Source organism: Pedobacter sp. P26 (assembly GCF_050632135.1).
In the GTDB taxonomy this organism is placed as follows: Bacteria; Bacteroidota; Bacteroidia; order Sphingobacteriales; family Sphingobacteriaceae; genus Pedobacter.
In genome coordinates, this window is the sequence record NZ_CP192574.1 from 4,084,153 (window position 1) to 4,107,083 (window position 22,931).

The window sequence follows — 22,931 nt, forward strand, 5'->3', positions numbered from 1 at the left end:
AAATGTGCAAAAGAAATTTATTTTTTTTGCTATTTCTCACTTAGAGCTAAGAAATAAAATAAATAAGTGCAAAAAAATACTCGCTTTTAAAGTATTAAGGGCATTTCTGAAATGGCTTCGGATAGTTGCTACAGAAAGATTGAGCTTTTTTGCAATTTCGGAATATTCCACACCTTCTATATGGCGTAATTCATAGACCATGCGTTGCTGTTTTGGAAGTTTTTTTAAAGCACGTTCATATTTCAATTGAATTTCCGTAGCTTTCATATCCTCAAACGGATCAATGGACATGTGCTCATCAGAAAGCAAACAAAGACCTGAAAGGGCTATTGATTCACGCGAAACCCGCTTCAACTGATCAAGAGCGGCATTTTTGGCCATGCGGTAAACCAGGGCATTAAAGTTTTCTACTTCGTGGCTGCGATGACGCATATTCCATATCTTTAAAAATACATCCTGCAGAATATCTTTTGCAACCTCGCTGGAGCCTGTTATTCCAAAAATAAAACCGTAGAGTTTATTTTTATAACTGTAAAAAAGAGCAGTAAAGGCTTCCTCGTCATCTAATTGAAGACGACTAAGTAATTCCTGCTCTTTCTCACGTGTTAACTTTGACATCCCCAATGTATGTATAGTATTACCCCGGAATTACGGTTAAAATTAAACCTAACTACCAGGCCGAAATGACTGTTTAAAAACGCAGTTAATTTATTAATAATATCTTAATCTTTATTAAATATATAAAATTTTGAAGAGAAATAATAACAAATAAACCATCATAGAATTATAAATCATCGATAAACCGAAATGGTGAATTTATCAATCGCGTTACCAAGCTAAGGGTCTCAGGATGTAAAAGTGTTCAGTATACCAGTAATGTGATATGGACTGAATTCATACATCGCGATATACCAGTGGCCTTGAAACAAAGCTCTGTAATTAAAGGTGATGGACTTGCTTTCGACTCGTTCAGCGTTTTACGGGGACGCGAAATTCTTTTACAGAGGGTGGAAGACACTTTTTATCATTACATGCCATAAATTCTACATTACATTTGATTACAACATCTTTAGCCAATAGCATCACCTTTTGCTGAAATATAACGGAATTTTCAAAATAGCTTATAACTTCGGGGTAGCCTTTAACGATATCGCTTAATAAGTTTAGCTACCAGCTCAGTATATTGCTTTAAGTTTTTAATATAAATTATACTTTTCATTTTTTTGATATGTAATTCGATTAATCGAGACTGTTTGTAGTCAAGGTCATTTATAGTGAAAAATAGTTCCCAATCTTCTGCCTTAGATGTGAAACTATCCGTAAAAATTTATCCTTATGCGATTTTAATCGCTGTAGCAAATCCAGACAACTACCGGTTTAAAAACGATTTAATTTTTCAGGAAAAAGGATATAAACTGATGCCATAAACAAACAAAAAAGCTTCGGTGCTACCGAAGCTTTTAAAGTACCCAAGAGGAGATCCGATAGCTATCTGTTCGAACTCCCACACCCGTACGGGCGCCAGCCCCTCAAGCTGGTGCGTCTACCACCCCGATTGCTATCGGGGTCGCCACGATTATCTGTACAGCATAATCAGCTTGGTCTGAATATCTTCGTATTTTTTTAGGTTTTCTATGTAAGTTCTACTTTTCATTTTTTTAATATGCAGTTTAATCTGTCTGGCTTGCTGGTATGCCAAATCATTGATATGAAGAAAAAGTTCCCAGTTAGTAGCTTTGCTCGTAAAACTAGCAGAATAAACACCTTGTAAATGCTCATCTAGTCGTTGGGATAAATCCAGGCAACTACCAGTATAATAACGGTTCAATTTTTTGGAGAAAAGAATATAAACTGATGCCATATAACAAGAAAGAGTTTGGTAAAAACCAAACTCTTTGTACCCAAGAGGAGATTCGAACTCCCACACCCATACGGGCGCCAGCCCCTCAAGCTGGTGCGTCTACCAATTTCGCCACCTGGGTATTTACTACTTAATCATTCCCGAAAGCGTCTATCATCCCGATACCTATCGGGATCGCCCACCTGGGTATTTACTACTCAATCATTCCCGAAAGCGTCTATCATCCCGATACCTATCGGGACCGCCCACCTGGGTTTGAAGTTTGCAAATATATAAATTAACCATAGCGATTTGCAACATTCATCAAATATTTTTTGAACCGAAATTCCGGATAGCTATCTTAACATGGTCAACCAGATACAGTAACACAACTTCCTATGGTAAACTTATTTCAGTATTGGACACCGACATAACAGCGTAACTGTTTTGACGGACTTTCGACGCCCTTAAGCCGGAGTTTCGTCGGACTTATGACAATTGTACCCGAATAAAAGCCGGCGTAAATCAGAAGCAATAACAACTTATTTGTTTATTAATCAGCAATTTACTATATTGTATAATATAAACTAATGCCATCATGGGAAAAATAGAAAACGGAATTAACGGCGGCTTCACCGGAACGGTGGGCGCCGTTACGGGTTATTACCTGAACGGGAAATGGGTGATCAGGAGCAAACGCAGAAAATCCATCAAAAACAAAACTGGTAGTGCTGATCAAAAGGCCTGCAGATCCCGTTTTACAATAATGCAGACCTTCTTAAGTCCTATTGTTGCTTTTATCAGGATTGGTTTTAACCTGGAGTCGAAAAAACGCATGATGACCGCCCATAATGTGGCGAAATCCTATAACATGCTGAATGCCCAGAATGCCGCCGGCGAAATTGACTATGCCGCTGTGCGTTTAAGCTATGGAAACCTCAGCGGTGCGGAGGGGTTAAGCTGGAACATGACGATGCAGGTGTACATTTCAGCTGGACGGATAATGCTGACGGCGATTACACCAGGCAACATGACCAGGTGATGTTAATGGTTTATGATGTGGACAACAAAACGGCCATCTATGAAACAAGTGGCGCCAGGCGGTCAAAAGAAAGGGAAAGCCTGGAAATTCCTTCCTTTTATAAAGGAAATACATTTCACACCTGGATGGCTTTCATTGCAGACGACAGAATGGGGATATCTGCGAGTACGTATTGTGGCAGTTTTATTTTTTGATAGAGGCGAATTAACTGTCATATTTTATGATTTTAACATTCAAAAGATAAACCATCATAGGCTAGCCTGATGTTAGATGGCAAATCTTTTTCTACCGCTGCATGTAAGCCTAAATTATGGCTGATATGCGTTAAATAAGTAATTTCGGCGCCTACCCTTTCTGCAAAGGCAATGGCTTCGCCCAAAGTAAAATGCGAAATATGCGGTTCTTTCTGCAAAGCATTGAGCACCAGTATTTTTGTACCCTTTATTTTTTCAAAACTTTGCTCCGATATGGTTTTGGCATCGGTAATGTAGGTAAAGTCGCCAATCCGGTAGCCTGTAATCGGCAATAAATGGTGCATTACCGCAAATGGAATGATGGTAGTTTCGCCAATTTTAAAATCTTCTCCATTGGTAACGGTATGCAGGTTAATCTGCGGCAAACCATGGTATTTGGTTTCGGCAAAGATGTAATAGAATTCTCTTTTTAACGAAGTTTGTACCCTTTCGGTAGCATACACATCAATAACTTTGTGCAATAAATAATTAAAGGGACGGATATCATCCAGACCGGCAATATGGTCTTTATGTTCGTGGGTAAATAAAACCGCATCGAGGTCTTTTACCTTGGCGCGCAAAAGCTGGTAACGAAAATCAGGACCACTATCTACCACAATGGTTTTATCAGCCGTTTCCACTAATATAGAAGTCCTTAAACGGTTATCTCTTTTATCAGTAGATCTACAGACCTCACAAGTACAAGCTATTACAGGAACGCCTTGTGATGTGCCGGTACCTAAAAAAGTAACTTTCATCTGCTTAAACTTTCCTTTCTAAATAAGTAATCCTTGCGTTGTATCTTCATTAAAATAATTCGGTTTGTTGTAAAGATTGATAAAACTGCCGTTGTTTCTCGTCTAAAAGGTTTTCGTCGGCATTGGTCTGTTTTACCAGGGTAATCAATGCGGCAATTTTTCCTTCCAGGTTGGAGAACTTATTGACTACAACAACCTTATTGTGTTCGAGCAGGCACGAACCGGTTTTAAAGTTCCCTTTCTCATAACGTACCTTATAACCCATAGCAAAAAGCAGGGCTTCTAATTTCTCTAAAGTATGGTTTGTTAGTGGCAATGACATTGGAAACAAACTTAGATAAATCTGCGCAGCATTCATAAATACCGCAGTAAAAAAAATGTAGCGCAATGTTCATTTTCCCGCTCTTTGCCGCGGAGGCATGGTACTTTGGGGCGCCAAAGTACCCAAAGCGCATTGTCAATCCAGCAATGAGCCTCTTGCACAATCCTATGCTCATCAAAAAAACAGCGACACTTCGTTTTGTGTTCAATATTTTTTTAAAAAAATCAAATTATCGGTTATGAACACAAAACCACTGCGTTTCAGGTTTGTTAGTGCCATTTTTACTGTTGTGCACCTGTTTTTTTGATTTCACCGGCTCTTGGGATTGACGGCGTTCTTCGGTAAAACCTGTGTGCTATTAAAGCAAGCTAGCATGACGCCTAAACTATTCTCAAAAAGATGTGACTACACGCATAACTTCATCAGGATGCCTTCTCATGATTTAATGAACATTAGATAGGTGCTCACCTCTAAGTAGCTATTAATCCTTGTAACAAAAAAGTTCAGCTGTTTCCAACTGAACCTTTTTACGGGGAGAACAATCTTAATTAATCCGGTTAAAAAGCCCTTTTACATTACCAGAGCCACCGCTTCCTGTGGTCGTGATGTGGCCGGCGTTTCCATTTCCATCGTAACCGCTTCCTTTGTTGTTATTGGCTTTGCAATTGGTAACGGTATGGGGCACATTTTGTCCGGCACTACCCAGTTTGAAACCATTTCCATCACCATTGGTACCATAACCATTATTGGTGGCCGTACAATTATTGATGACAACAGTATAAGGTTGTCCGTATAAATCCCATCCGTCATCAGAATTGTGGTAGGCATTGCACGAATTAAAACTATTACCTGCACCAGCAGATAATTTACAGGCATAACCATCTGCATTTTCACCACCGTTGGCCACGTCGTAATTATCATAAGAGGTAGAATTATTGATGCTGTTGTGGTGACCGCCGTTATAAATCTGAAGTCCGGAGTCCTTATTTCCATGAGTAGTTACCTTATTCACATAATTGTAGCCACCTGTCTGGAAAACAATGCCGCAGTCGGGTGCGTTTCTGATGGTCATATTGGTAATATTCCAGTAACTTCCATTTACTTTTACACCCCAGTTGGCACCAGAAATACCGGAACAGTCCAATATACCACCCGTAAAATTAATTTTGGAGCTGGATGTACCACTTTTAAGTAACTGAAGGGTACTGGTGAGGTAAATGGTACCGCTTACCGTGATCACATCTCCCGGTTGGGCATTTGATATGGCAGCTTTTAAAGCCGCTTCGTTGCTCACTGTAGTGCTTACCGCCGCAACTGTTAGCCCTAGTTTGTTGGGTTGAACAATGGATTGACCACCTGCAACATCAGCTACTGTTGTTTTGTCTTTCTTGCATCCGAACAATGCAATAGCCATCCCGAGTACGAGAATACCTGATTTTTTTCATGTTTGTAGAATTATATTTGGTTAATACTAAGCATGAAATTAATCATTAAAATACAACAATGTATGATAAATCATATATATCTATGCAATCGTTCCCGTAACTAAAAACGAAATAAAATTACAAAATCAAGATCTTGCTTTTACGCATTAATGTAAATCATAAAAGATAAACGTATAGGCATATAAAAGAAAAAGCGACTTAACCAGGGATATCTCCTGATTAAATCGCTTTTTTATAGATAGCGCTAAAACCTTGCGCTGCCTGCCAAATCTGTTATCTCAAATCTACCACTTCAACACCAGGATATTTTTTGGCATCGAAAGCAAAAGTAGTTTCTGGTATGTTTACGTTAGGCGAAAAAGTTTTCACATTGTAGGTGTATTTGTTTCCGTTTTTATCAAACAACACCACATTTGCAATTTGTTTAGCGGCTTTATCGATACTTAAACGTACTTTAAAAATCGATTTTTTAGCATCAACCGGTGTTAAATCGATCATTTGATAAGTTTTAGCACCCGCTTTTTCTTCGCCAGTATAAACGTATTTAAATCCTTTTTCGTAAACTGTAAAAATCTTAGCCGGATTAATGGCATCCCCGCTATTATCTACATTGCTTACCTGTACTTCTTTGTCTTTTTTCAGATAAGTCCACTGGCTTTTACCATCGCTAAACAATTCCTGGTTAGTCATGGCTACTTTATACTTGTTAGAATTGGCTTTAACATACAAGGTACCTTGCTGGGTTTCTTTTACTTTAGCTTTTGGATTATCCAAAGTAAAGGTAAAATCTGTTTTAACTACGTTATACGATTTGTATTTTTTACTCACTTCAGCTAAAATGGCTTTAGCTTTCGCATCAGTTTGAGCATAAGTTGAAGTTGTAAAAGCAACTACAACCATTAATGCTGAAATTAATTTCTTCATCTTTTCTTTTTTAAGTTTTTCTTTGAAACGTTAGAGTAGATTATTGTTAAATGGTTTAATCTAATCCTTGTTATCCATACCATTCAAGAATTGTTCCAAAGAATACTCATCAGGGTATAAAACTTCTCTTGCTTTACTTCCTTCAAATGGGCCAACAATTCCGGCAGCCTCTAATTGATCAATAATCCTTCCGGCCCTGTTATAACCCAATTTAAGTTTACGCTGAATTAACGAGGTTGAGCCCTGCTGATGCATTACAATCAGCCTTGCCGCATCTTCAAAGAACTTATCGCGCTCATTAGGATCAAAATCAGCTTTACTTCCTTCTCCTGCCTCATCAATGTATTCTGGCAGTTGATAGGCATCAGCATAACCGCGCTGGTTACCGATATACTCAGAAATGCGGTCTACCTCAGGTGTATCAACGAAAGCACACTGTAGCCTGATTAAGTCGCTACCGGTAGATAAGAGCATATCACCACGGCCAATTAACTGATCGGCACCACCACTATCTAAAATGGTTCTCGAATCGATTTTCGATAAAACCCTGAATGCTAACCTGGCCGGGAAGTTGGCTTTAATGGTTCCTGTAATAATATTTACTGATGGACGCTGAGTAGCCAGCACCAAATGGATTCCGATTGCCCTCGCCAATTGTGCCAAACGGGCAATTGGTGCTTCCACCTCTTTACCTGCGGTCATCATTAAATCGGCAAACTCATCTACCACTAAAACAATGAAAGGCAAAAAGCGGTGACCGTTATTCGGATTGAGCTTGCGTTTAACAAACTTATCGTTGTATTCTTTTAAATTCCTAACCTGTGCATCTTTCAATAAATCATAACGCTGATCCATTTCGATACAAAGTGAGTTTAGCGTATTGACTACTTTTTTGGTATCGGTAATAATGGCATCAGCCTCTCCAGGTAGTTTTGCTAAAAAGTGTCTTTCAATTCTATTAAATAAGGTTAACTCTACTTTTTTAGGATCGACCAGTACGAATTTAAGTTGTGCGGGGTGTTTCTTAAAAAGCAGCGAAACCAAAATGGCGTTAATACCCACCGATTTACCCTGACCGGTTGCTCCTGCTACCAACAAGTGCGGCATTTTAGCCAGGTCGGCAATATATACCTCATTGCTAATAGTCTTACCTAAGGCAATAGGCAAATCCATAGTGGTTTGACTCCATTTTTCGGTATTTAAAATACTGCGCATAGGTACCATTTCCGGGTGTTGATTTGGCACCTCGATACCGATAGTACCTTTACCAGGCATTGGCGCTATGATACGGATCCCCAGGGCAGCCAACGAAAGTGCAATGTCATCCTCCAGGTTTTTAATTTTCGAAATCCTGACCCCCGGGGCCGGAATAATTTCGTAAAGGGTAACCGTTGGGCCAATGGTTGCCTTAATCTTATCAATTTCAATATTGTAATGATTAAGCGTTTCCACAATTTTATTTTTGTTGGCTTCGAGTTCTTCAGCATTTACCGAAATTTTATTCGTACCATAATTTTCTAACAAATCAATGGTTGGATATTTATAACCGGATAAATCTAGTTTTTCGTCATAATTGCCAAATTGCTCAACCAGGTCATCCGATTTTTTCTTCTTCGGTTTTTTCGATGGTAAAAGCAGGTTCCTTTTCCACTTCAATTGGTGGTTCTACCACTAGAGGCAATGATGTAGCCGCAGCAGTAGCCAATGGCAAATTAGCAGCCAATGGAGATAATACTACAGGTGCTACAGTTTCTTCCTCTTCTTTTTCCTCGAAACGGTTTGGCTGTAATACTACGTTCTGTTGTTTACGTTCGTTATTTACAGATTTATCGCGCACCGGAAATTCAATAGGCGCAGACGGCTCTTCAAAAGTTTTGTTTTTTACCGCCTGCTCCCTGATATCGTTTACATAATCTGGTGTTTCATTATCAAGGTAAACTTCTTTTGCCTTACGTTCCGGAAATTTAAAATCGATATTATATGCAATGATTAAAATGGTTAACCCGGCAAAAGCAATTAATCCGGCAACACCGGCCGCGCCAATTTGGGCACTCAATAATTTATTGCTCCAATAGCCAAATTCACCTTCCAGGTAGTGTGGTGATTCTGACCAGAAACCATGTGCAAAACCTAAGGTTAATGAGATAAACAGTAAAAAGAAAAAGCTGTATCCTAATGTTTTAGAGATGGAAAGGATTTTAACTTTAAATAACAGACGGTAACCGATAATGAAAAAGGCCAGAACAAACAGGAAAGAGGCAATACCGAACCATTCGTAAATGAACTGATGTGACAATAATGCGCCAAACTTACCCAGCCAATTTTGAACAACAGGCGTGGTAACACCAGCAGTTTTTAATTCTTCGGCTGTTTTAAAAAGATTGCCCCAACCACCATTGGCATCGATTACATAACTCTGGTCATCCTGCCAGGTAAATAGGTATGAAGTAAAGGCAATTAAAAAATATAACGATAAGATCACAAAAAACAGTCCTGCAATTTTAACTGCACGGCCATCTGCCAGATCGAAGCTTGGCAAAAAATCTCTTTTTCTTTCGGTTGCCTGCCTGATGATGATCTGCCGGGTGCACTTTCTGCACCTTTATCTCTGAATGTATTGGTTTTAAACTGGTTACCCCTTACCGACATTTTCTATCCTAAATAATTTAATATTGAACAAACTTAGATAAAACTGCGCAGCATTAACGAAAGCCTGACAAAAAAAATAATTACAAACTGTAACCATTACTGTTATATGCTTTCTGCCATGCCTCCTCTTTTAAAACAACGCATTAAACCCAGGTAAATATATCCTTATACCTTATTTTTTAATCTGCCTTAAATTAAATAAAAATATTCATCAGGCATTAAACCTTAAACAGAAATTATTGTCTATTATTTTAACAACACATAAGTTGTAACGTTTTTATCAAATGAAGCGGATTTTGTTTTAGGTTTTATCCCGTTTTACCTGGAGAGGTTAAACGGGATTTTTTTGTCAATCCTGAGCCTGTCGAAGGACCTTGTCAACTTATTTATTCAATATTATTTGTAAAGCAGGCTTCGGTGCTTTTCGGTTACGGTAGTCCTGCTATCCCTTCAAGTCCTCGCTATACTCCGGGCTTTCCGTTCTATCAGGTTTATTTAACCTGGGCCTGTAGTGCTTAAACTATGTCATTCTGAAAGCAGTGAAAAATCTTTTCTTAAATATTAATATAATATTACCGCCCCAGATTTAACAGATTGCTGAAAACTACTAGTCACTTCAGTGTCTTCTTCCATTAATACCGCGTTAGGGATTGTAAGGGTTCAGTACCGATCCTTCATCGGTACCGGAGCGCAGCGCAGCCCTGCAAAGCCCGCCCCTTGCGTAGCTTGGGGAACGCCCAAATCAATTGGCAGCTTTCAGCTGGCAAGTTTCGTCCGCTGGTTCTTTTTGGAAACATAATAGTTTTTTAACCGCCGAAGCCTTGGTAGATTGCCTCACACTATATATATTTAAGCATTAAAGTTTACAATTCCTTAATTTTCGTTAATTTAAAGCGATTTTTGAAACAATATGATGGGTATAACGCAACTCGAAGAGCAAATTGAGGCTGGAAATTTACAATCAGTAAAAGAAATTTTGGTTGAAAATCCAAAATTGGCAAATATTAATACTTCTCATCACATTTCGCCATTGTTATTGGCTTGTTATTACAAAAAACAAGAAATAGCAGATTTGATTGCTGAGTTTGTAGATCATTTAACCCTGTTTGAGGCCTGTGCCGTTGGCAAATTCGACGCGTCTACGCTACTGATTTTTCAAAACCCTGCCAGTATCAATGAATTTTCTGAAGATGGCTTTACACCGCTTGGTTTAGCCTGCTATTTCGGACATGAGGAATTGGCCCGTTTTCTGGTTTTAAAAGGCGCAGAAGTGAACCTGGCATCAAAAAATGGCTTCAATGTATTTCCAATCCATTCGGCAGTTGCAGCTAATAATTTTAATATCACTAAAATGCTCTTAGATGCGGGCGCATACCCTAATGTTTGTCAGAAAGCAGGCTTAGCTCCCTTACACACTGCTGCTCAACTCGGAAATATTGAATTGATTATTTTACTGTTAGAACACGGAGCGGAAGTTTCTTTACGCATGGAAGGCGGAAAACTCCCGGCAGATTTGGCCGCAGAAAAAGGCTTTAATGAAATTGCCGAAATTTTAAGAGATGATGACTAGTTCAGTTTTCAATTCTCAATTTCCAGTTAATTTAACTGTCAACTGAATACTGCCAACTAGCACTTAGATACTATTAACTTAAAACTGCCAACCGGATACGGTCAATTGAAAACCGGATACTGTTAACTGTCAACTGCAAATTGGACACTGCCAACTGAAAACTGCCTACTGAAATCATTCCCAGATCCTCAGCCGCATTCTTTTCATGTATGTTCTGATATCGAGCACAACAGCAGCTAAAAAATAAAATAATATAGGAAAACCCACCGCCAAAAACGATGAGTAAATAAAAAACAGTCTCACTTTAGCTGTACTCATATTCAGCTTATTGGCTAAATAGGTAGACACTCCAAAACTCTGCTGTTCAAAATAAGTGATAATTCTCTGGAACATTTTAAGCTTATTTTAAAAATCTTAATCGCACTGCACAAAATAAAAACTATCCAAAACCGAAACCATTATATGATTTCAGAATCTAATTTAGGAAATTTAATTGGTTAAATTTTAATGGCAAACGAAAACGCATTTATTCCAAAATTAATTTTTCGAAATCCTGCCTATCTTCATGTTTTATAAAAAGCGTTTGTTGTTCTTCCAATCCTGAAAACTTTTTAATCAATTCTGCCTTAAATTGATGGATATCGACATCTCTGTTTAAAATAACAGTTAAGGCATCGGCATTACCCCTAACCTCAGTAATCTGATTAGGATATAGTTCTTTTAGCTCGTGTGGAAATTCCATAATGTGGAAACAGATTATAGTGTATAAAGTTTTACCGGAAAGCAGAAAAGCTTAGGCCTGTTTTAAAATTTTAATTCCAATACCACAAGACAGGCATTTTTTCTCATCGCAATATTGCTTTTTTAACTGCAAAATTCCCTGAGAGGCAAATGCATTCTCCATCTTCACGCCTGCTTCAGTAAACTTATTGGTAATTGCATTTTGCTCAGCAGGCAAACTTTCTAACAGTTTTACGGCTCTACTGATAAAATATTGTGCTGCTATATGTTTTCCATAAGCAAATAAAAACAAGGCGACGGTATTTAAGAGGATATTATCTACTGATGTTTTTCCGATCTGTATATTTACGGTGGAAGCTATCTTTTTAAAATGATAATGTGTTTTCCAGTAATCGTTTACGGGCAGGTTTTCAAATAAGCTACGCAGTTCAGCCACATTCTTTATTTCCATAATTTTAGAAAAAAGATGATTGGCTTTGGTTATTAATGCTGCAAATTGTGCCAAACGAATGGTTGGGAAATTTTGAGGACGCATGCGCATAAACTTCCAAAGGGAAACATTAATGGGTGTAATGTTATATTTCTTTTGGAGAAACTGAAATTCTGCTTTTAACTTCCACGGGTATTCTTCTTCAAAATGATCATTTAAAAAGCCTGCAGCACCAAAAACCAATGCCTCTATCTGGTGTGGATTGTTTTTATGCCTGGCATAAATATGCTGTGGAACAGCCTTGGCAAATAACTCAAAAGGTAGGGCGTTTATTTTGAAACCAAAATTACGTGCCATAAAGCGGTAGAAAGTCTCATCCCAATTCCCGTTTAATTTATTCAAGGTTTCTGTAACTGCATTTGTTTTCTGCTCAAAACGCTCAACCAGCGTTCTTGATAAAAAAGAATCTACGATTAACTCATCTACCCTCCCTATCTGGGAAATGCAAGGAAAATCAGTTAAGGTGAGGAACAGGTTTTCGTACTTGCTGATCAGATCCTTTGAAATCCGGCTCTTCAGTTCTAAAACCGGCAATATGGTTCCATCCATCCTGGTTATTTCAGCATCATGCTGGTAAACAACATGCAAGATTACATTTTCATACGCAGGATTAACATGGTGGTTGTGTTTTAACCAGTCAGATGATTTTAAATGAATTTCTACATTTCCTGCCCAGAGGGTTTCTCCTATCTTAATCTTGGCATGGTTAAAATCCGGACCTGCATTTCGGTTAAGCAATCCTGTATTGATGATTTCCAGATTTTCACCATCACAGGTTTGCAGTTCGTTATAATCAAACGACCTGAATTGCCATACATAATGAAGAAAATCTTCTGGAAAATTCATCCTTGAAGATAATGAATTATTCTTAAGAGTTGTATAACCTTTATTTTCTTTTTATATATTCAACCACAGATGGACACAGATAAGCACAGATATTTTTAGAGATCATAGCCGTTAAGCATTCTTTTTATTTCAATTCTAGGTTTACCAAAATTGATAATTAAACCACAGCGCCTATTGCAAGCGATTAAATAGTTCATCAATTGAGCCTGATGGATATCTGTTATATCTTTGACCGTTTTTAACTCAACAATCACTTCATTCTCAACAAACAAATCAACAAAGTAATCTCCAACAACCTGTTCGTCATAAAAAACCTGAAGGGCTTGTTGTTTTGTTACACCGAGTCCAGCTTTTCTTATCTCAATGAATAATGCATTCTCATACACTTTCTCTAAAAAACCACTTCCTAATGTATTTGAAACTATAAATGCAGCTCCAATTACTTTTTCAGTGATTTCATTTAGGTTATTCATGAAACTAATTTATTAAAAATATTTCAACTCAGATTATTTGGAACTAAAATCTGTGTTTATCCTTTTCATCTGTGGTTAAATTAGCTCTGCTTTAATCAAAATCTGCTCCATTTCCTGTTGCAGTTTTAAAGCCTCTGCTCTGGCTTTTTCGGCAAAGTCTTCTCCCTGGCTGGCATAGATAATCCCCCTTGATGAATTGATCAATAATCCGCATTGCGAATTTAACCCATATTTACACACTTCGCTTAAATCTCCGCCCTGCGCACCAACCCCAGGTACTAAAAGAAAGTGATCTGGTGCCAGTTTACGTACATCGCCAAATGCCGCACCGCGTGTAGCCCCAACTACATACATCATCTGCTCATCTGTTGCCCAGGTTTGTGAGGTTTTAATCACTTTTTCGAACAGTCTTTCTGCTCCAATTTCCTGCAATTGAAAATCGGCATGCCCCGCATTTGAGGTTAAAGCCAATAGAATTACCCATTTTTCTTTAAATGTTAAAAACGGCGTTACCGAATCGCTGCCCATATAAGGTGCAACGGTAACCGAATCGAAACTCATTTCAGACGATGCAGCGTTAAAAAAGTTTCGGCATACATGGCAGAAGTATTTCCAATGTCGCCACGTTTAGCATCAGCAATAGAAAAAATATCTTGTGGCATATATTTCCAGGTTTCAATTAAGGTTTCCCAGCCTTTTTTGCCATAACACTCATAAAAAGCAGTGTTGGGTTTATAAGCCACACACAAATCTTTTGTGGCATCAATAATTTGTTTATTGAATTCCAGAATCGGATTTTCGTATTTCAACAGATGTTGTGGTATCTTATCCAATGAAGAATCTAATCCGACACATAGAAATGAACGTTTTTTTTGTATCTGCTCGAAAAGTTGCTCTTTGGTCATATATGGGCTTATTTGCTGCAAATATGAAGATTTTTAAGTTTTCTGAGCGACAAAATAATGTGCACATCAATTATTTTTATAAACATTTTAAACTTTTGCTTGCAGATTACGTTTCAAATACATACAATTGCACCATAATTTCTCAACCGTTTATCTGAATATCCCAGAAAAATTTATCAAGACTTGTTTTTTGTTACCATTTTTTAAAAGCAAATATTGCTTTTTATTCAGCTTGTAAACAATTATGAAACAATTTGAGCATTATCCCTAATGAACTCATTTAATGTTTTATAGCCTTAAGAACTTATGCACAATGAAAAGCCGGGCTTACGCTAACACAAATATTTTTTAAGCCTGTGCAAATTTATAACAGAAAACATCCGTTATAAACAAATGAAAAATTTCTTGAAACATATATATTTAGAATGTTTAGTAAAACAGAATTAAATGATAAGCTCACAACAGAATTACGTGAGCTAGCAAAAAGCTATGGCATTGAAGGTGCCGACTCCTAAGAAAAATCGACCTTGTTGAAGTACTTTTACACCAGCAAGAAATTATAAATGCCGCTAAAGCTGGTGCAGATCCTTATAGCGAAACCGAACCTGTTGCAGCTACTCCTGCGCCTAAAACCAAAGCCGCAAAAGCACCAAAAGTTGCTGCCGCAGCTGCAGCCGCCGCTTCTACAGTGGTAGCCGATAAGCCAGCAGCGACTACTGCCGACAAGCCTGTTAAAAAAGAGCAAGGCTAACAAAAGATGAGCCTGCGGCGCCGGTTGCAAGAAGAAGAGATGCTGTAACATTATTTGACGAGCCTCAGCACCAACAACAACCGGAAAGACAGCCAGACAGAATTATTGAAGCCGAAGAAAGTGTAAAACCAATCTCTGCTTTAATAGAAGAAAGTGCAGAAGTGCTTCCGGTGGCTCCAAAACAAAAACAAGAACCTAAAGAAAAACAGGAAAAACCGCAGCGTGACGAAAATCGCCAGCAAAAACAACCAGGCGGTGGCAATCACCACAAAAACGAAAACAGTTATTCTAACCTGGATTTCGATAATGTAATTACAAATGAGGGTGTTTTGGAAATTATGCCTGATGGTTATGGTTTCTTGCGCTCTGCAGATTACAACTACTTAACTTCTCCTGATGATATTTATGTATCTCAGTCTCAAATCAAACTTTTTGGATTAAAAACAGGTGATACGGTAAAAGGTAGCATCCGTCCGCCAAAAGAAGGCGAAAAATATTTCCCGTTGGTTCGCGTAGAAACCATTAACGGCAGAATCCCTGCTGAAGTTCGCGACCGTGTTCCTTTTGATTATTTAACACCACTTTTCCCAACTGAAAAATTAAATTTATTTACGGATAACAGCAACTACTCTACCCGTATTATGGATTTATTTACGCCAATTGGTAAAGGGCAGCGTGGTTTAATTGTAGCACAACCTAAAACGGGTAAAACCAATTTATTAAAAGAAGTGGCCAATGCGATTGCCAAAAACCACCCTGAAGTTTATTTAATTATCTTATTAATTGATGAGCGACCGGAAGAGGTTACCGATATGGCACGTAGTGTAAGGGCTGAGGTAATTGCCTCAACTTTTGATGAGCCGGCTGAGCGTCACGTTAAAATTGCCAACATTGTTTTAGAGAAATCGAAACGTTTGGTAGAAAGCGGACATGATGTGGTAATCCTTTTAGATTCGATTACCCGTTTGGCGAGAGCATACAATACCACTGCACCTGCATCTGGTAAAATATTATCGGGTGGTGTTGATGCCAACGCCTTACACAAACCGAAACGTTTCTTTGGTGCTGCACGTAATATAGAGAATGGTGGTTCACTAACTATTCTGGCTACTGCACTAACCGATACAGGTTCTAAAATGGACGAGGTGATCTTCGAAGAATTTAAGGGAACAGGTAACATGGAGTTACAATTAGACCGTAAATTATCTAACAAACGTATCTTCCCTGCAATTGATATTACCGCTTCAAGTACCCGCAGAGATGATTTATTGTTAGATAGGGATATTTTGCAACGTGTTTGGATTCTACGTAACCACCTTGCTGATATGAACAGCCAGGAAGCAATGGAATTTGTTCAATCTCAAATAAAAGGAACAAAAAGTAACGAAGAGTTCTTAATTTCGATGAACAGCTAAATAAGGTTAAGGGTTGGAAGGTTGAGGGTATGAGGGTTTGCCTACTACCTTCCAGCCTTCCAGCCTTCCAGCCTTCAAACCCTATGAAAAAGCATCTCCCTAATGCGATTACCTGTGCAAACCTTTTTTCTGGTTGTATCGGAATCGTTTTTGCATTTAAAGGCAATTTAGAAACCGCAGCTTATTTCGTTATTTTATCCGGAATATTCGATTTTTTTGATGGTATGGTTGCCCGTTTATTAAATGTAAAATCGGCAATTGGTAAAGATCTTGATTCTTTGGCAGATATGGTAAGTTTTGGGTTTTTACCCGGGGTAATCATGTTTCACCTGTTAAAGGCAAGTGATTATTCATCTGAATACCTTCCCTATCTTGGTTTTATTATTACTGTTTTTTCGGCACTTAGACTGGCAAAATTCAATAATGATACGAGGCAAACAGAAGATTTTATTGGCTTAAATACGCCTATGAATACTTTGTTTATCTGCTCTTTACCTTTTATTGCGCACGATTATCCACAGATGATTTCCTCCAGTATTTTACTGATCGCCATTACGGCAATAACCAGCTTCTTACTGGTGAGCGAAATAAAAATATTCTCTTTAAAATTCAGTAATCTAAGCTGGAAGAAAAACAAAATCAAATTTATTTTCCTCATCCTATCGGCAGTATTAATTGCCTTTCTAAAATTCGCGGCAATACCTTTTGTTTTGGTACTGTATATTGCTTTATCGGTATTGCATTTTAGGGGTGCTACGGCTAATCACAAAATATAACTAAGTTTTTCCCGCAGATTAAGAAGATTAAAATCGCAGATCAATGCGCATTAGATTGATCCTTTAAAAACGGTGTTCCTTCTCTGCAAAAATTAAAAGTTAATGCGCTACAGTTTTTTAACCTCAAGGGGATCGTCAATATTGCGACTTATGGACAAAATTGTTTCTCCCAGCACAGGATGTATCACCTCTGGTGCAATCTCAGCCAATGGCTCCATTACAAATTTTCTATCCTGCATATGAGGGTGAGGTACCTGAAGTTTATCCGGAATATTAATAATTTCATTTCCAAAAAGGATCAGATCGATATCTATTAAGCGCTCTCCCCATTTATCTTTCCTCACCCTGCCCAATTCCTGTTCAATACTTAATGCCAGATCTAAAACTTCCAAAGCACTTAAATTGGTTTGCAAAGCTACTGCCTGGTTTAAAAATGCCGGCTGGTCAGTTTTGCCCCATGCTGCCGTTTCGTAAAGAGATGAGATGGCTATCACTTTACCAATTTTATCGTTCAATAGTTCGATGGCTTTTTTCAAATTTGCCTCCCTGTTACCTAAATTTCCACCCAGTAACAAATAAGCCGTACTGTACTCTAAAGCTTGATTAAGCATCATGTATTTTTATATCTTTACAGCACAAAATTAAAACATTTAAATGAGAGAATTCTTTAAGTATTTATTTGCCTCTATGTTGGGCTTTTTCTTATCGATAGTAATTGTATTTATTATCTGCTTCGTAGTTGTAGTGGGTTTAATATCTTCAATTGATAGCGACAAAACAGTTGTTGTGTCCAACAATTCGGTATTATTTCTAAATTTAGATCAGGCCATTACCGAGCGTACACCTAAAAATCCATTCGGAAACCTGCCAATTGTTGGAGGTGAGGAAAAAGAAGCCATAGGCTTAAACGACTTCTTAAAAGCGCTGCAAAAAGCCAAAACAGATGATAATATTAAGTGCATTTACCTCAATGTGAGCAGCCCCAATGCGGGTTTTGCTACGTTACGTGAGGTAAGGAATGCGCTGATCGATTTTAAAAAATCGCATAAAAAAATTATCGCGTATAGCGAAGTGTATACTCAGGGAGCTTATTATTTGGCTTCTGTTGCTGATAAAGTATATTTAAATCCCGAAGGTGCATTAGAATTTAAAGGATTTAGCTCAGAATTAACTTTCTTTAAAGGAACATTAGAAAAAGTTGGTGTAGAAATGCAGGTTATACGTGTAGGAAATTACAAAAGTGCAGTCGAGCCATTTATCCTGGATAAAATGAGCGATTATAACCGTAAACAGGTTACTGCTTATGTTAGTGGTTTATACAATACTTTCTTAACCGATATTGCGCAAAGCAGAAATATCCAAAAAGATAGCCTTAATAACATTGCCGATAACTACAAGGTGCAGCAGCCACAAGATGCGGTAAACTTTAAAATGATCGATGCTTTAAAGTACAAAGATCAGATTTTAGAAGAGTTGAAAGGCTTATCAGGAAGAACCAGGGGCGAAAATATCCGCTCTGTTTCCATTAACGATTACGCCAAGAACAATACTGATACGGGGGAAGGAAAAGATAAAGTTGCCGTAATTTACGCCAACGGAGAAATTAGCGGAGGCGAAGGATCTGATAACCAGATCGGTTCAGAACGCATTTCCAGAGCAATTAGAAAAGCGCGTTTAGATGACGATATCAAAGCGGTTGTGCTCCGTGTAAACTCACCAGGAGGTAGTGCATTGGCTTCGGATGTAATTTGGAGAGAAATAGTGTTGACCAAAAAAGAAAAGCCGGTTATTGCATCCTTTGGCGATGTGGCTGCATCAGGCGGTTATTATATTGGTTGTGCTGCCGATAGTATTTTTGTACAACCGAATACGATTACGGGGTCTATCGGTGTTTTTGGTATTATCCCGAATTTCCAGAACTTAATGACCAACAAACTGGGCATTACATTTGATGGCGTTAAAACGGGTAAATATGCAGATATTATGGCTACGAACCGCCCTATGACGGAAGGTGAAAGGTTTATTATCCAAAATGAATTAAATAGAATTTACAGCGGTTTTGTGAGCCGTGTGGCCGATGGCAGAAAGAAAAGCAAAGCCTATATCGATAGTATTGGCGGTGGCCACGTTTGGATCGGAACAGATGCTGTTCAAATTGGCTTAGCCGACAGAATCGGAGGTTTTAAGGATGCCATTAAGGCTGCTGCTAAAAAAGCTAAATTAAAGAACTATAAGGTTGTAGAATATCCGGATGTAATTGATCCATGGAAATCGTTAATGGATGAAGGTACAGACAGGATTAAGACCTATTATACCAAACAAGAACTTGGTGATAATTATATGCTTTATCAGCAAATGAAAAAGGTAATCGCAAGCTCTGGAATTCAGGCCCGCATGCCATTTGAAGCAGTAATTAAATAGGGAATGATGTAAGATGGAAAGTGGATGATGGAAGGATAGAAATTCATATAAGAGGGTTGATAGTTAATGGTCGTGGGGGTTATCTCCATAAGCAATTAACCATGAACCATCAAACCATGAGCTAAAAGCCCATTGTCCATTTTCCATCCTACCTCTTACATCTCCCCCTAGTTAATCGACTTCCACTCGGGGTGCAAAGTAAGATAAGTAGCGTTAACCGGAGTATTTACCGGATGAACCGTTATGGAAACACTTTTCCCTTTTAAAAATTCAAAGCCAATCCCCTCTTTTTTCGCATCGTAAACGGTAATGGTATCTTTATCTTCATTCAAATAGGCAGAAAGTTTTTCAATAGCTGGAAATTTATTTTTTGCTTCTTCCATCGTAGTGCCCGTTGCCAAACCATCCTGTGTTTTAAACTTATCCGAGGTAATCCTGATCTGTTTTACATCTTTTACAAGCATACTGGTATCCCGATAAGAAGAATATACCGCAATTTCGTTGGGATGCTTTCCTGTCGAATCATCACTGTACCAAATCCCCCAGGCTTTTCCCATTGCGGCATCGCCGGCATCAGGTTTCCCAAGTTTTTCACCTACCTGTTCCATATTTTCTCCTAAGGAAATTTCGCCAATGGATTTACCGGCTACAATCAGGAACCGTCCATCCATAGCTTGAGTTGTGGCCGATTTTAGGTTACTTACCGAATCCGTTTTCTGTTGATCATTTTTATTGGCAGATTGGCATGCTGCCAGACTTATGCTTAATCCCCAAAGGACAGTTTTTATAGATTTCATGAGTGTAAAACAACGCTTTAATAAAATTGTGTTTTAATTTGTCCGCCCTTAAGGATTTGAGGCATTATTTCCTAATTTTACCCCCTATGGAAAATAAGACCATCGCCCGCACTTTACGCCTCTTATCGCAGCTTATGGAACTGCATGAAGAAAATCCTTTCAAGATTAAATCAGTTGCAAACGCCTATTTTAAAGTAGATAAACTGCCTTTTGCGTTAAAAGGCAAACCTTTGGATGAACTGGATAAAATTGACGGTATTGGCAAAGGACTGGCTTCTAAAATCATAGAACTTCTCCAAACAGGAGAATTAAAAGAACTTAACGAAATTCTGGAGAAAACGCCCGAAGGCGTTGTGGAAATGCTGGCCATCAAAGGCATAGGGCCAAAAAAGATTTTCATTATCTGGCGTACGCTGGGGATAGAGAGCATTGGTGAACTATATTACGCCTGTAACGAAAACCGCCTGATTGAAGCCAAGGGTTTCGGTTTAAAAACGCAGGAAGAAATTAAAAATGCCATTGAGTTTAAACTGGCTGCAAATGGCAGGTTTTTATATGCACAGGTAGAAGGTTTTGCCAAAACTTTGTTTACGCAACTTTCTGTTTGGACTGCCAATATTGATGACAATGCACTTTTGGGCTTCGCTGGTCAGTACCGCAGGGCATGCGAAATTATTGATGAGCTGGAAATCGTAATCGGTACAGAAAATATCGAAAACATTAAACAAAGCTTACCTGCTTTCGACCCGCTTTCGCTTATCGAAGCTGAAAACTTGTTTATCTGCACTACTGAGGCAGGTTTTAGGATAAAACTACACGTTGTTGAAAAATCAGCTTTTTATTTACAGTGGTTTATATTAACCGGAAATACCGAACATGTTGAAAAAGTGTTGGCTTTAGCTGGCGATGGACCTTTCGCAAATGAAGAAGAAACTTACAGCAAGGCGGGATTAGCTTTTATCGAACCTGAACTACGCGAAGATTTTGATGAAATTGAACTGGCCAAAACAAACAAACTCCCAACGCTGATTCAATACGAAGATTTAAAAGGCAGCTTGCACAATCATTCGACCTGGAGCGATGGTGTACACACTTTAGAGCAGATGGCCGTATATTGCAAAGAGAACTTAAATCTTCAATATTTAGGAATCTGCGACCACTCTAAAACCGCAGTTTATGCAAAAGGATTAAACGAACAACGCGTTTTTGGCCAGCACCAGGAAATAGACGAGCTCAATAAAAAACTCGCTCCCTTTAAAATCTTCAAAGGTATTGAGAGCGATATTTTAAGCGATGGCTCATTAGATTATTCAGATGATATTCTAAAAACATTCGATTTTGTAGTCGCTTCTGTGCACAGCAATTTACGTATGGACGAAGCCAAGGCAACTGCACGTTTGCTAAAAGCTATTGAAAACCCATATACCACCATTTTAGGACATCCAACTGGTCGTTTATTGTTAAGCAGAGCCGGATACCCGATAGATTATAAAAAGATTATTGATGCCTGCTCCGCCAACAAAGTGGTAATTGAAATCAATGCCAACCCTTTACGTTTGGATTTGGATTGGCGCTGGCACCGCTATGCTTTAGAGAAAGGTGTTCTATTATCTGTAAACCCAGATGCACACCGTACCGAAGGTTTCCACGACATGCATTACGGTATTTTAGTGGCCCGCAAAGGTGGCTTAAGTGCCAATAAATGTTTAAATGCTTTTTCTTTAGAAGAGATAACGGCGTACTTTAATAGTAAAAAGCCAAATTAACCACAGATGAAAAGGATGAACACAGATAAGCTTAAATCTGTATTCATCTATGACAATCTGTGGTAAAAAAACATAACTTTGTCCCCATGATAAGTGAAATCGCCAACCGCATATTTAATCAGGTCATTACAGACTACCACGAGTTTGATGATATTGACCATCCGGTTGAAAACCCTTACGATGCAGAAAGTTTAGAGCATCTTTTTTATCTGAAAAACTGGATTGATACTGCCCAGTGGCACATGGAAGATGTGGTGCGCAATCCACAGATTGATCCTGTTGAAGGTTTGAGCTGGAAAAGACGTATCGATGCACAAAACCAGGTGCGTACCGATATGGTAGAGTTTATTGATGGCTATTTCTTAAATCTTTATCAGGGAATTGCTGCTTTGCCAGAGGCAAAAATCAATACAGAAAGTCCGGCATGGGCAATAGACAGGCTTTCTATCCTGGCTTTGAAAATTTACCACATGCGTGAAGAGGCCGAACGAGAAACCGCCTCACCTGAACACCGTGAACAGTGCCAAACTAAACTCAATGTATTGTTATCGCAGCGCGATGATCTTTCAACCAGCATTGATGAATTACTGGCTGACATTGAAGCTGGTAAGAAATACATGAAAGTGTACAAACAGATGAAAATGTATAACGACCCGAGTTTAAACCCGGTTTTGTATAAGAAAGGTTAAAGACTAAAGCGAAAAGTAAAGAATAATCACGCTTAAAGACAAGAAGAACACAAAGAAAAACTTGGTGCTTTTGTGTCT

The 22,931-nt window shown here is 38.4% G+C and carries 20 protein-coding genes, 1 tRNA gene and 3 pseudogenes; 8 read left to right on the plus strand and 16 right to left on the minus strand.

What is annotated here, in order from left to right; genetic code table 11:
• Window positions 1-36: 36 nt before the first annotated feature.
• The 3 genes from ACQ86H_RS18960 to ACQ86H_RS18970 all read right to left on the minus strand — a co-directional run bounded on the left by ACQ86H_RS18960 (window position 37) and on the right by ACQ86H_RS18970 (window position 1,982).
• The gene (locus ACQ86H_RS18960) at window positions 37-618 is read right to left on the minus strand and encodes an RNA polymerase sigma factor (protein ID WP_431292133.1); all 582 of its coding nucleotides are present in this window, start codon (window positions 616-618) and stop codon (window positions 37-39) included.
• A 958-nt stretch (window positions 619-1,576) separates the two neighbouring features.
• Window positions 1,577-1,861 (minus strand): GIY-YIG nuclease family protein, encoded by a 285-nt coding sequence (locus tag ACQ86H_RS18965; protein ID WP_431292134.1) that lies wholly within the window; start codon window positions 1,859-1,861, stop codon window positions 1,577-1,579.
• 37 nt (window positions 1,862-1,898) lie between these two features.
• A tRNA-Leu gene (locus tag ACQ86H_RS18970) sits at window positions 1,899-1,982 on the minus strand.
• Between the two features lie 456 nt (window positions 1,983-2,438).
• Between ACQ86H_RS18970 and ACQ86H_RS18975 the strand changes: the two genes are divergently transcribed.
• Both ACQ86H_RS18975 and ACQ86H_RS18980 read left to right on the plus strand, forming a co-directional pair.
• Complete coding sequence (locus tag ACQ86H_RS18975; protein ID WP_431292135.1) at window positions 2,439-2,882, plus strand: DUF6266 family protein; 444 nt, start codon at window positions 2,439-2,441, stop codon at window positions 2,880-2,882.
• Window positions 2,879-3,076 carry a DUF6266 family protein gene (locus tag ACQ86H_RS18980; RefSeq protein WP_431292136.1) on the plus strand — a complete coding sequence of 66 codons (198 nt, stop codon included), beginning with the start codon at window positions 2,879-2,881 and terminating at the stop codon, window positions 3,074-3,076. Before ACQ86H_RS18975 ends, ACQ86H_RS18980 begins: the two co-directional genes overlap by 4 nt.
• Before the next feature lie 32 nt (window positions 3,077-3,108).
• Here the strand turns inward: ACQ86H_RS18980 and ACQ86H_RS18985 are convergent, their stop codons facing one another.
• The 5 genes and pseudogenes from ACQ86H_RS18985 to ACQ86H_RS19005 all read right to left on the minus strand — a co-directional run bounded on the left by ACQ86H_RS18985 (window position 3,109) and on the right by ACQ86H_RS19005 (window position 9,213).
• Complete coding sequence (locus tag ACQ86H_RS18985; protein WP_431292137.1) at window positions 3,109-3,873, minus strand: MBL fold metallo-hydrolase; 765 nt, start codon at window positions 3,871-3,873, stop codon at window positions 3,109-3,111.
• Between the two features lie 49 nt (window positions 3,874-3,922).
• Window positions 3,923-4,195 (minus strand): hypothetical protein, encoded by a 273-nt coding sequence (locus ACQ86H_RS18990; RefSeq protein WP_138822913.1) that lies wholly within the window; start codon window positions 4,193-4,195, stop codon window positions 3,923-3,925.
• 544 nt (window positions 4,196-4,739) lie between these two features.
• A complete protein-coding gene (locus tag ACQ86H_RS18995; RefSeq protein ID WP_431292138.1) occupies window positions 4,740-5,609 on the minus strand; it encodes a right-handed parallel beta-helix repeat-containing protein in 870 nt (289 codons plus the stop codon).
• Window positions 5,610-5,913: 304 nt separating this feature from the next.
• Window positions 5,914-6,564 (minus strand): LolA family protein, encoded by a 651-nt coding sequence (locus tag ACQ86H_RS19000; RefSeq protein ID WP_138822909.1) that lies wholly within the window; start codon window positions 6,562-6,564, stop codon window positions 5,914-5,916.
• A gap of 60 nt (window positions 6,565-6,624) precedes the next feature.
• Window positions 6,625-9,213, minus strand: a pseudogene (locus ACQ86H_RS19005) (DNA translocase FtsK 4TM domain-containing protein).
• A 910-nt stretch (window positions 9,214-10,123) separates the two neighbouring features.
• On the opposite strand from ACQ86H_RS19005, the gene ACQ86H_RS19010 reads away from it, so the two are divergent.
• Window positions 10,124-10,783, plus strand: coding sequence for an ankyrin repeat domain-containing protein (locus ACQ86H_RS19010; RefSeq protein ID WP_431292139.1), 660 nt, complete (start codon window positions 10,124-10,126; stop codon window positions 10,781-10,783).
• Between the two features lie 174 nt (window positions 10,784-10,957).
• On the opposite strand, the gene ACQ86H_RS19015 is transcribed toward ACQ86H_RS19010, so the two are convergent.
• The 6 genes and pseudogenes from ACQ86H_RS19015 to ACQ86H_RS19040 all read right to left on the minus strand — a co-directional run bounded on the left by ACQ86H_RS19015 (window position 10,958) and on the right by ACQ86H_RS19040 (window position 14,964).
• A complete protein-coding gene (locus tag ACQ86H_RS19015; protein WP_029277136.1) occupies window positions 10,958-11,176 on the minus strand; it encodes a PspC domain-containing protein in 219 nt (72 codons plus the stop codon).
• A 133-nt stretch (window positions 11,177-11,309) separates the two neighbouring features.
• Window positions 11,310-11,525, minus strand: coding sequence for a hypothetical protein (locus tag ACQ86H_RS19020; protein WP_138822905.1), 216 nt, complete (start codon window positions 11,523-11,525; stop codon window positions 11,310-11,312).
• 51 nt (window positions 11,526-11,576) lie between these two features.
• A complete protein-coding gene (locus ACQ86H_RS19025; RefSeq protein ID WP_431292140.1) occupies window positions 11,577-12,860 on the minus strand; it encodes a DUF2851 family protein in 1,284 nt (427 codons plus the stop codon).
• A 95-nt stretch (window positions 12,861-12,955) separates the two neighbouring features.
• Entirely contained in the window at window positions 12,956-13,333 is a 378-nt protein-coding gene (locus tag ACQ86H_RS19030; RefSeq protein WP_138822901.1) for a GxxExxY protein, read from the minus strand.
• Between the two features lie 75 nt (window positions 13,334-13,408).
• A pseudogene (pyrF, locus tag ACQ86H_RS19035) lies at window positions 13,409-14,238 on the minus strand (orotidine-5'-phosphate decarboxylase).
• Window positions 14,239-14,826: 588 nt separating this feature from the next.
• Window positions 14,827-14,964, minus strand: coding sequence for a hypothetical protein (locus ACQ86H_RS19040; protein ID WP_431292141.1), 138 nt, complete (start codon window positions 14,962-14,964; stop codon window positions 14,827-14,829).
• Between the two features lie 321 nt (window positions 14,965-15,285).
• Here ACQ86H_RS19040 and rho point away from each other — a divergent pair.
• Window positions 15,286-16,404: pseudogene (gene rho / locus ACQ86H_RS19045) on the plus strand (transcription termination factor Rho); the annotation flags it as partial.
• An 83-nt stretch (window positions 16,405-16,487) separates the two neighbouring features.
• Window positions 16,488-17,180, plus strand: a complete 693-nt coding sequence (gene pssA, locus ACQ86H_RS19050) for a CDP-diacylglycerol--serine O-phosphatidyltransferase (RefSeq protein ID WP_431292142.1) — start codon at window positions 16,488-16,490, stop codon at window positions 17,178-17,180.
• A 107-nt stretch (window positions 17,181-17,287) separates the two neighbouring features.
• On the opposite strand, the gene folK is transcribed toward pssA, so the two are convergent.
• The gene (folK, locus tag ACQ86H_RS19055; protein WP_431292143.1) at window positions 17,288-17,794 is read right to left on the minus strand and encodes a 2-amino-4-hydroxy-6-hydroxymethyldihydropteridine diphosphokinase; all 507 of its coding nucleotides are present in this window, start codon (window positions 17,792-17,794) and stop codon (window positions 17,288-17,290) included.
• Window positions 17,795-17,834: 40 nt separating this feature from the next.
• Here folK and sppA point away from each other — a divergent pair, with 40 nt between their 5' ends.
• Window positions 17,835-19,601: a signal peptide peptidase SppA gene (sppA, locus tag ACQ86H_RS19060; protein ID WP_431292144.1), complete on the plus strand. Its 1,767-nt coding sequence runs from the start codon at window positions 17,835-17,837 to the stop codon at window positions 19,599-19,601.
• 167 nt (window positions 19,602-19,768) lie between these two features.
• Here sppA and ACQ86H_RS19065 read toward each other — a convergent pair whose 3' ends face one another.
• Window positions 19,769-20,398 (minus strand): hypothetical protein, encoded by a 630-nt coding sequence (locus ACQ86H_RS19065; protein ID WP_431292145.1) that lies wholly within the window; start codon window positions 20,396-20,398, stop codon window positions 19,769-19,771.
• A gap of 86 nt (window positions 20,399-20,484) precedes the next feature.
• Here ACQ86H_RS19065 and ACQ86H_RS19070 point away from each other — a divergent pair, with 86 nt between their 5' ends.
• Both ACQ86H_RS19070 and ACQ86H_RS19075 read left to right on the plus strand, forming a co-directional pair.
• Complete coding sequence (locus ACQ86H_RS19070) at window positions 20,485-22,164, plus strand: helix-hairpin-helix domain-containing protein (RefSeq protein WP_431292146.1); 1,680 nt, start codon at window positions 20,485-20,487, stop codon at window positions 22,162-22,164.
• An 86-nt stretch (window positions 22,165-22,250) separates the two neighbouring features.
• A complete protein-coding gene (locus ACQ86H_RS19075; RefSeq protein ID WP_431292147.1) occupies window positions 22,251-22,853 on the plus strand; it encodes a DUF4254 domain-containing protein in 603 nt (200 codons plus the stop codon).
• Window positions 22,854-22,931: the final 78 nt, after the last annotated feature.

Excerpts from the sequence above, each read along its gene's own strand:
- ACQ86H_RS18960 (WP_431292133.1), bottom strand. The coding sequence starts at position 618 with ATGTCAAAGTTAACACGTGAGAAAGAGCAGGAATTACTTAGTCGTCTT.
- ACQ86H_RS18965 (WP_431292134.1), bottom strand. The coding sequence starts at position 1,861 with ATGGCATCAGTTTATATTCTTTTCTCCAAAAAATTGAACCGTTATTAT.
- ACQ86H_RS18975 (WP_431292135.1), top strand. The coding sequence starts at position 2,439 with ATGGGAAAAATAGAAAACGGAATTAACGGCGGCTTCACCGGAACGGTG.
- ACQ86H_RS18985 (WP_431292137.1), bottom strand. The coding sequence starts at position 3,873 with ATGAAAGTTACTTTTTTAGGTACCGGCACATCACAAGGCGTTCCTGTA.
- ACQ86H_RS18990 (WP_138822913.1), bottom strand. The coding sequence starts at position 4,195 with ATGTCATTGCCACTAACAAACCATACTTTAGAGAAATTAGAAGCCCTG.
- ACQ86H_RS18995 (WP_431292138.1), bottom strand. The coding sequence starts at position 5,609 with ATGGCTATTGCATTGTTCGGATGCAAGAAAGACAAAACAACAGTAGCT.
- ACQ86H_RS19000 (WP_138822909.1), bottom strand. The coding sequence starts at position 6,564 with ATGAAGAAATTAATTTCAGCATTAATGGTTGTAGTTGCTTTTACAACT.
- ACQ86H_RS19010 (WP_431292139.1), top strand. The coding sequence starts at position 10,124 with ATGATGGGTATAACGCAACTCGAAGAGCAAATTGAGGCTGGAAATTTA.
- ACQ86H_RS19015 (WP_029277136.1), bottom strand. The coding sequence starts at position 11,176 with ATGTTCCAGAGAATTATCACTTATTTTGAACAGCAGAGTTTTGGAGTG.
- ACQ86H_RS19020 (WP_138822905.1), bottom strand. The coding sequence starts at position 11,525 with ATGGAATTTCCACACGAGCTAAAAGAACTATATCCTAATCAGATTACT.
- ACQ86H_RS19025 (WP_431292140.1), bottom strand. The coding sequence starts at position 12,860 with ATGAATTTTCCAGAAGATTTTCTTCATTATGTATGGCAATTCAGGTCG.
- ACQ86H_RS19030 (WP_138822901.1), bottom strand. The coding sequence starts at position 13,333 with ATGAATAACCTAAATGAAATCACTGAAAAAGTAATTGGAGCTGCATTT.
- pssA (WP_431292142.1), top strand. The coding sequence starts at position 16,488 with ATGAAAAAGCATCTCCCTAATGCGATTACCTGTGCAAACCTTTTTTCT.
- folK (WP_431292143.1), bottom strand. The coding sequence starts at position 17,794 with ATGATGCTTAATCAAGCTTTAGAGTACAGTACGGCTTATTTGTTACTG.
- sppA (WP_431292144.1), top strand. The coding sequence starts at position 17,835 with ATGAGAGAATTCTTTAAGTATTTATTTGCCTCTATGTTGGGCTTTTTC.
- ACQ86H_RS19065 (WP_431292145.1), bottom strand. The coding sequence starts at position 20,398 with ATGAAATCTATAAAAACTGTCCTTTGGGGATTAAGCATAAGTCTGGCA.
- ACQ86H_RS19070 (WP_431292146.1), top strand. The coding sequence starts at position 20,485 with ATGGAAAATAAGACCATCGCCCGCACTTTACGCCTCTTATCGCAGCTT.
- ACQ86H_RS19075 (WP_431292147.1), top strand. The coding sequence starts at position 22,251 with ATGATAAGTGAAATCGCCAACCGCATATTTAATCAGGTCATTACAGAC.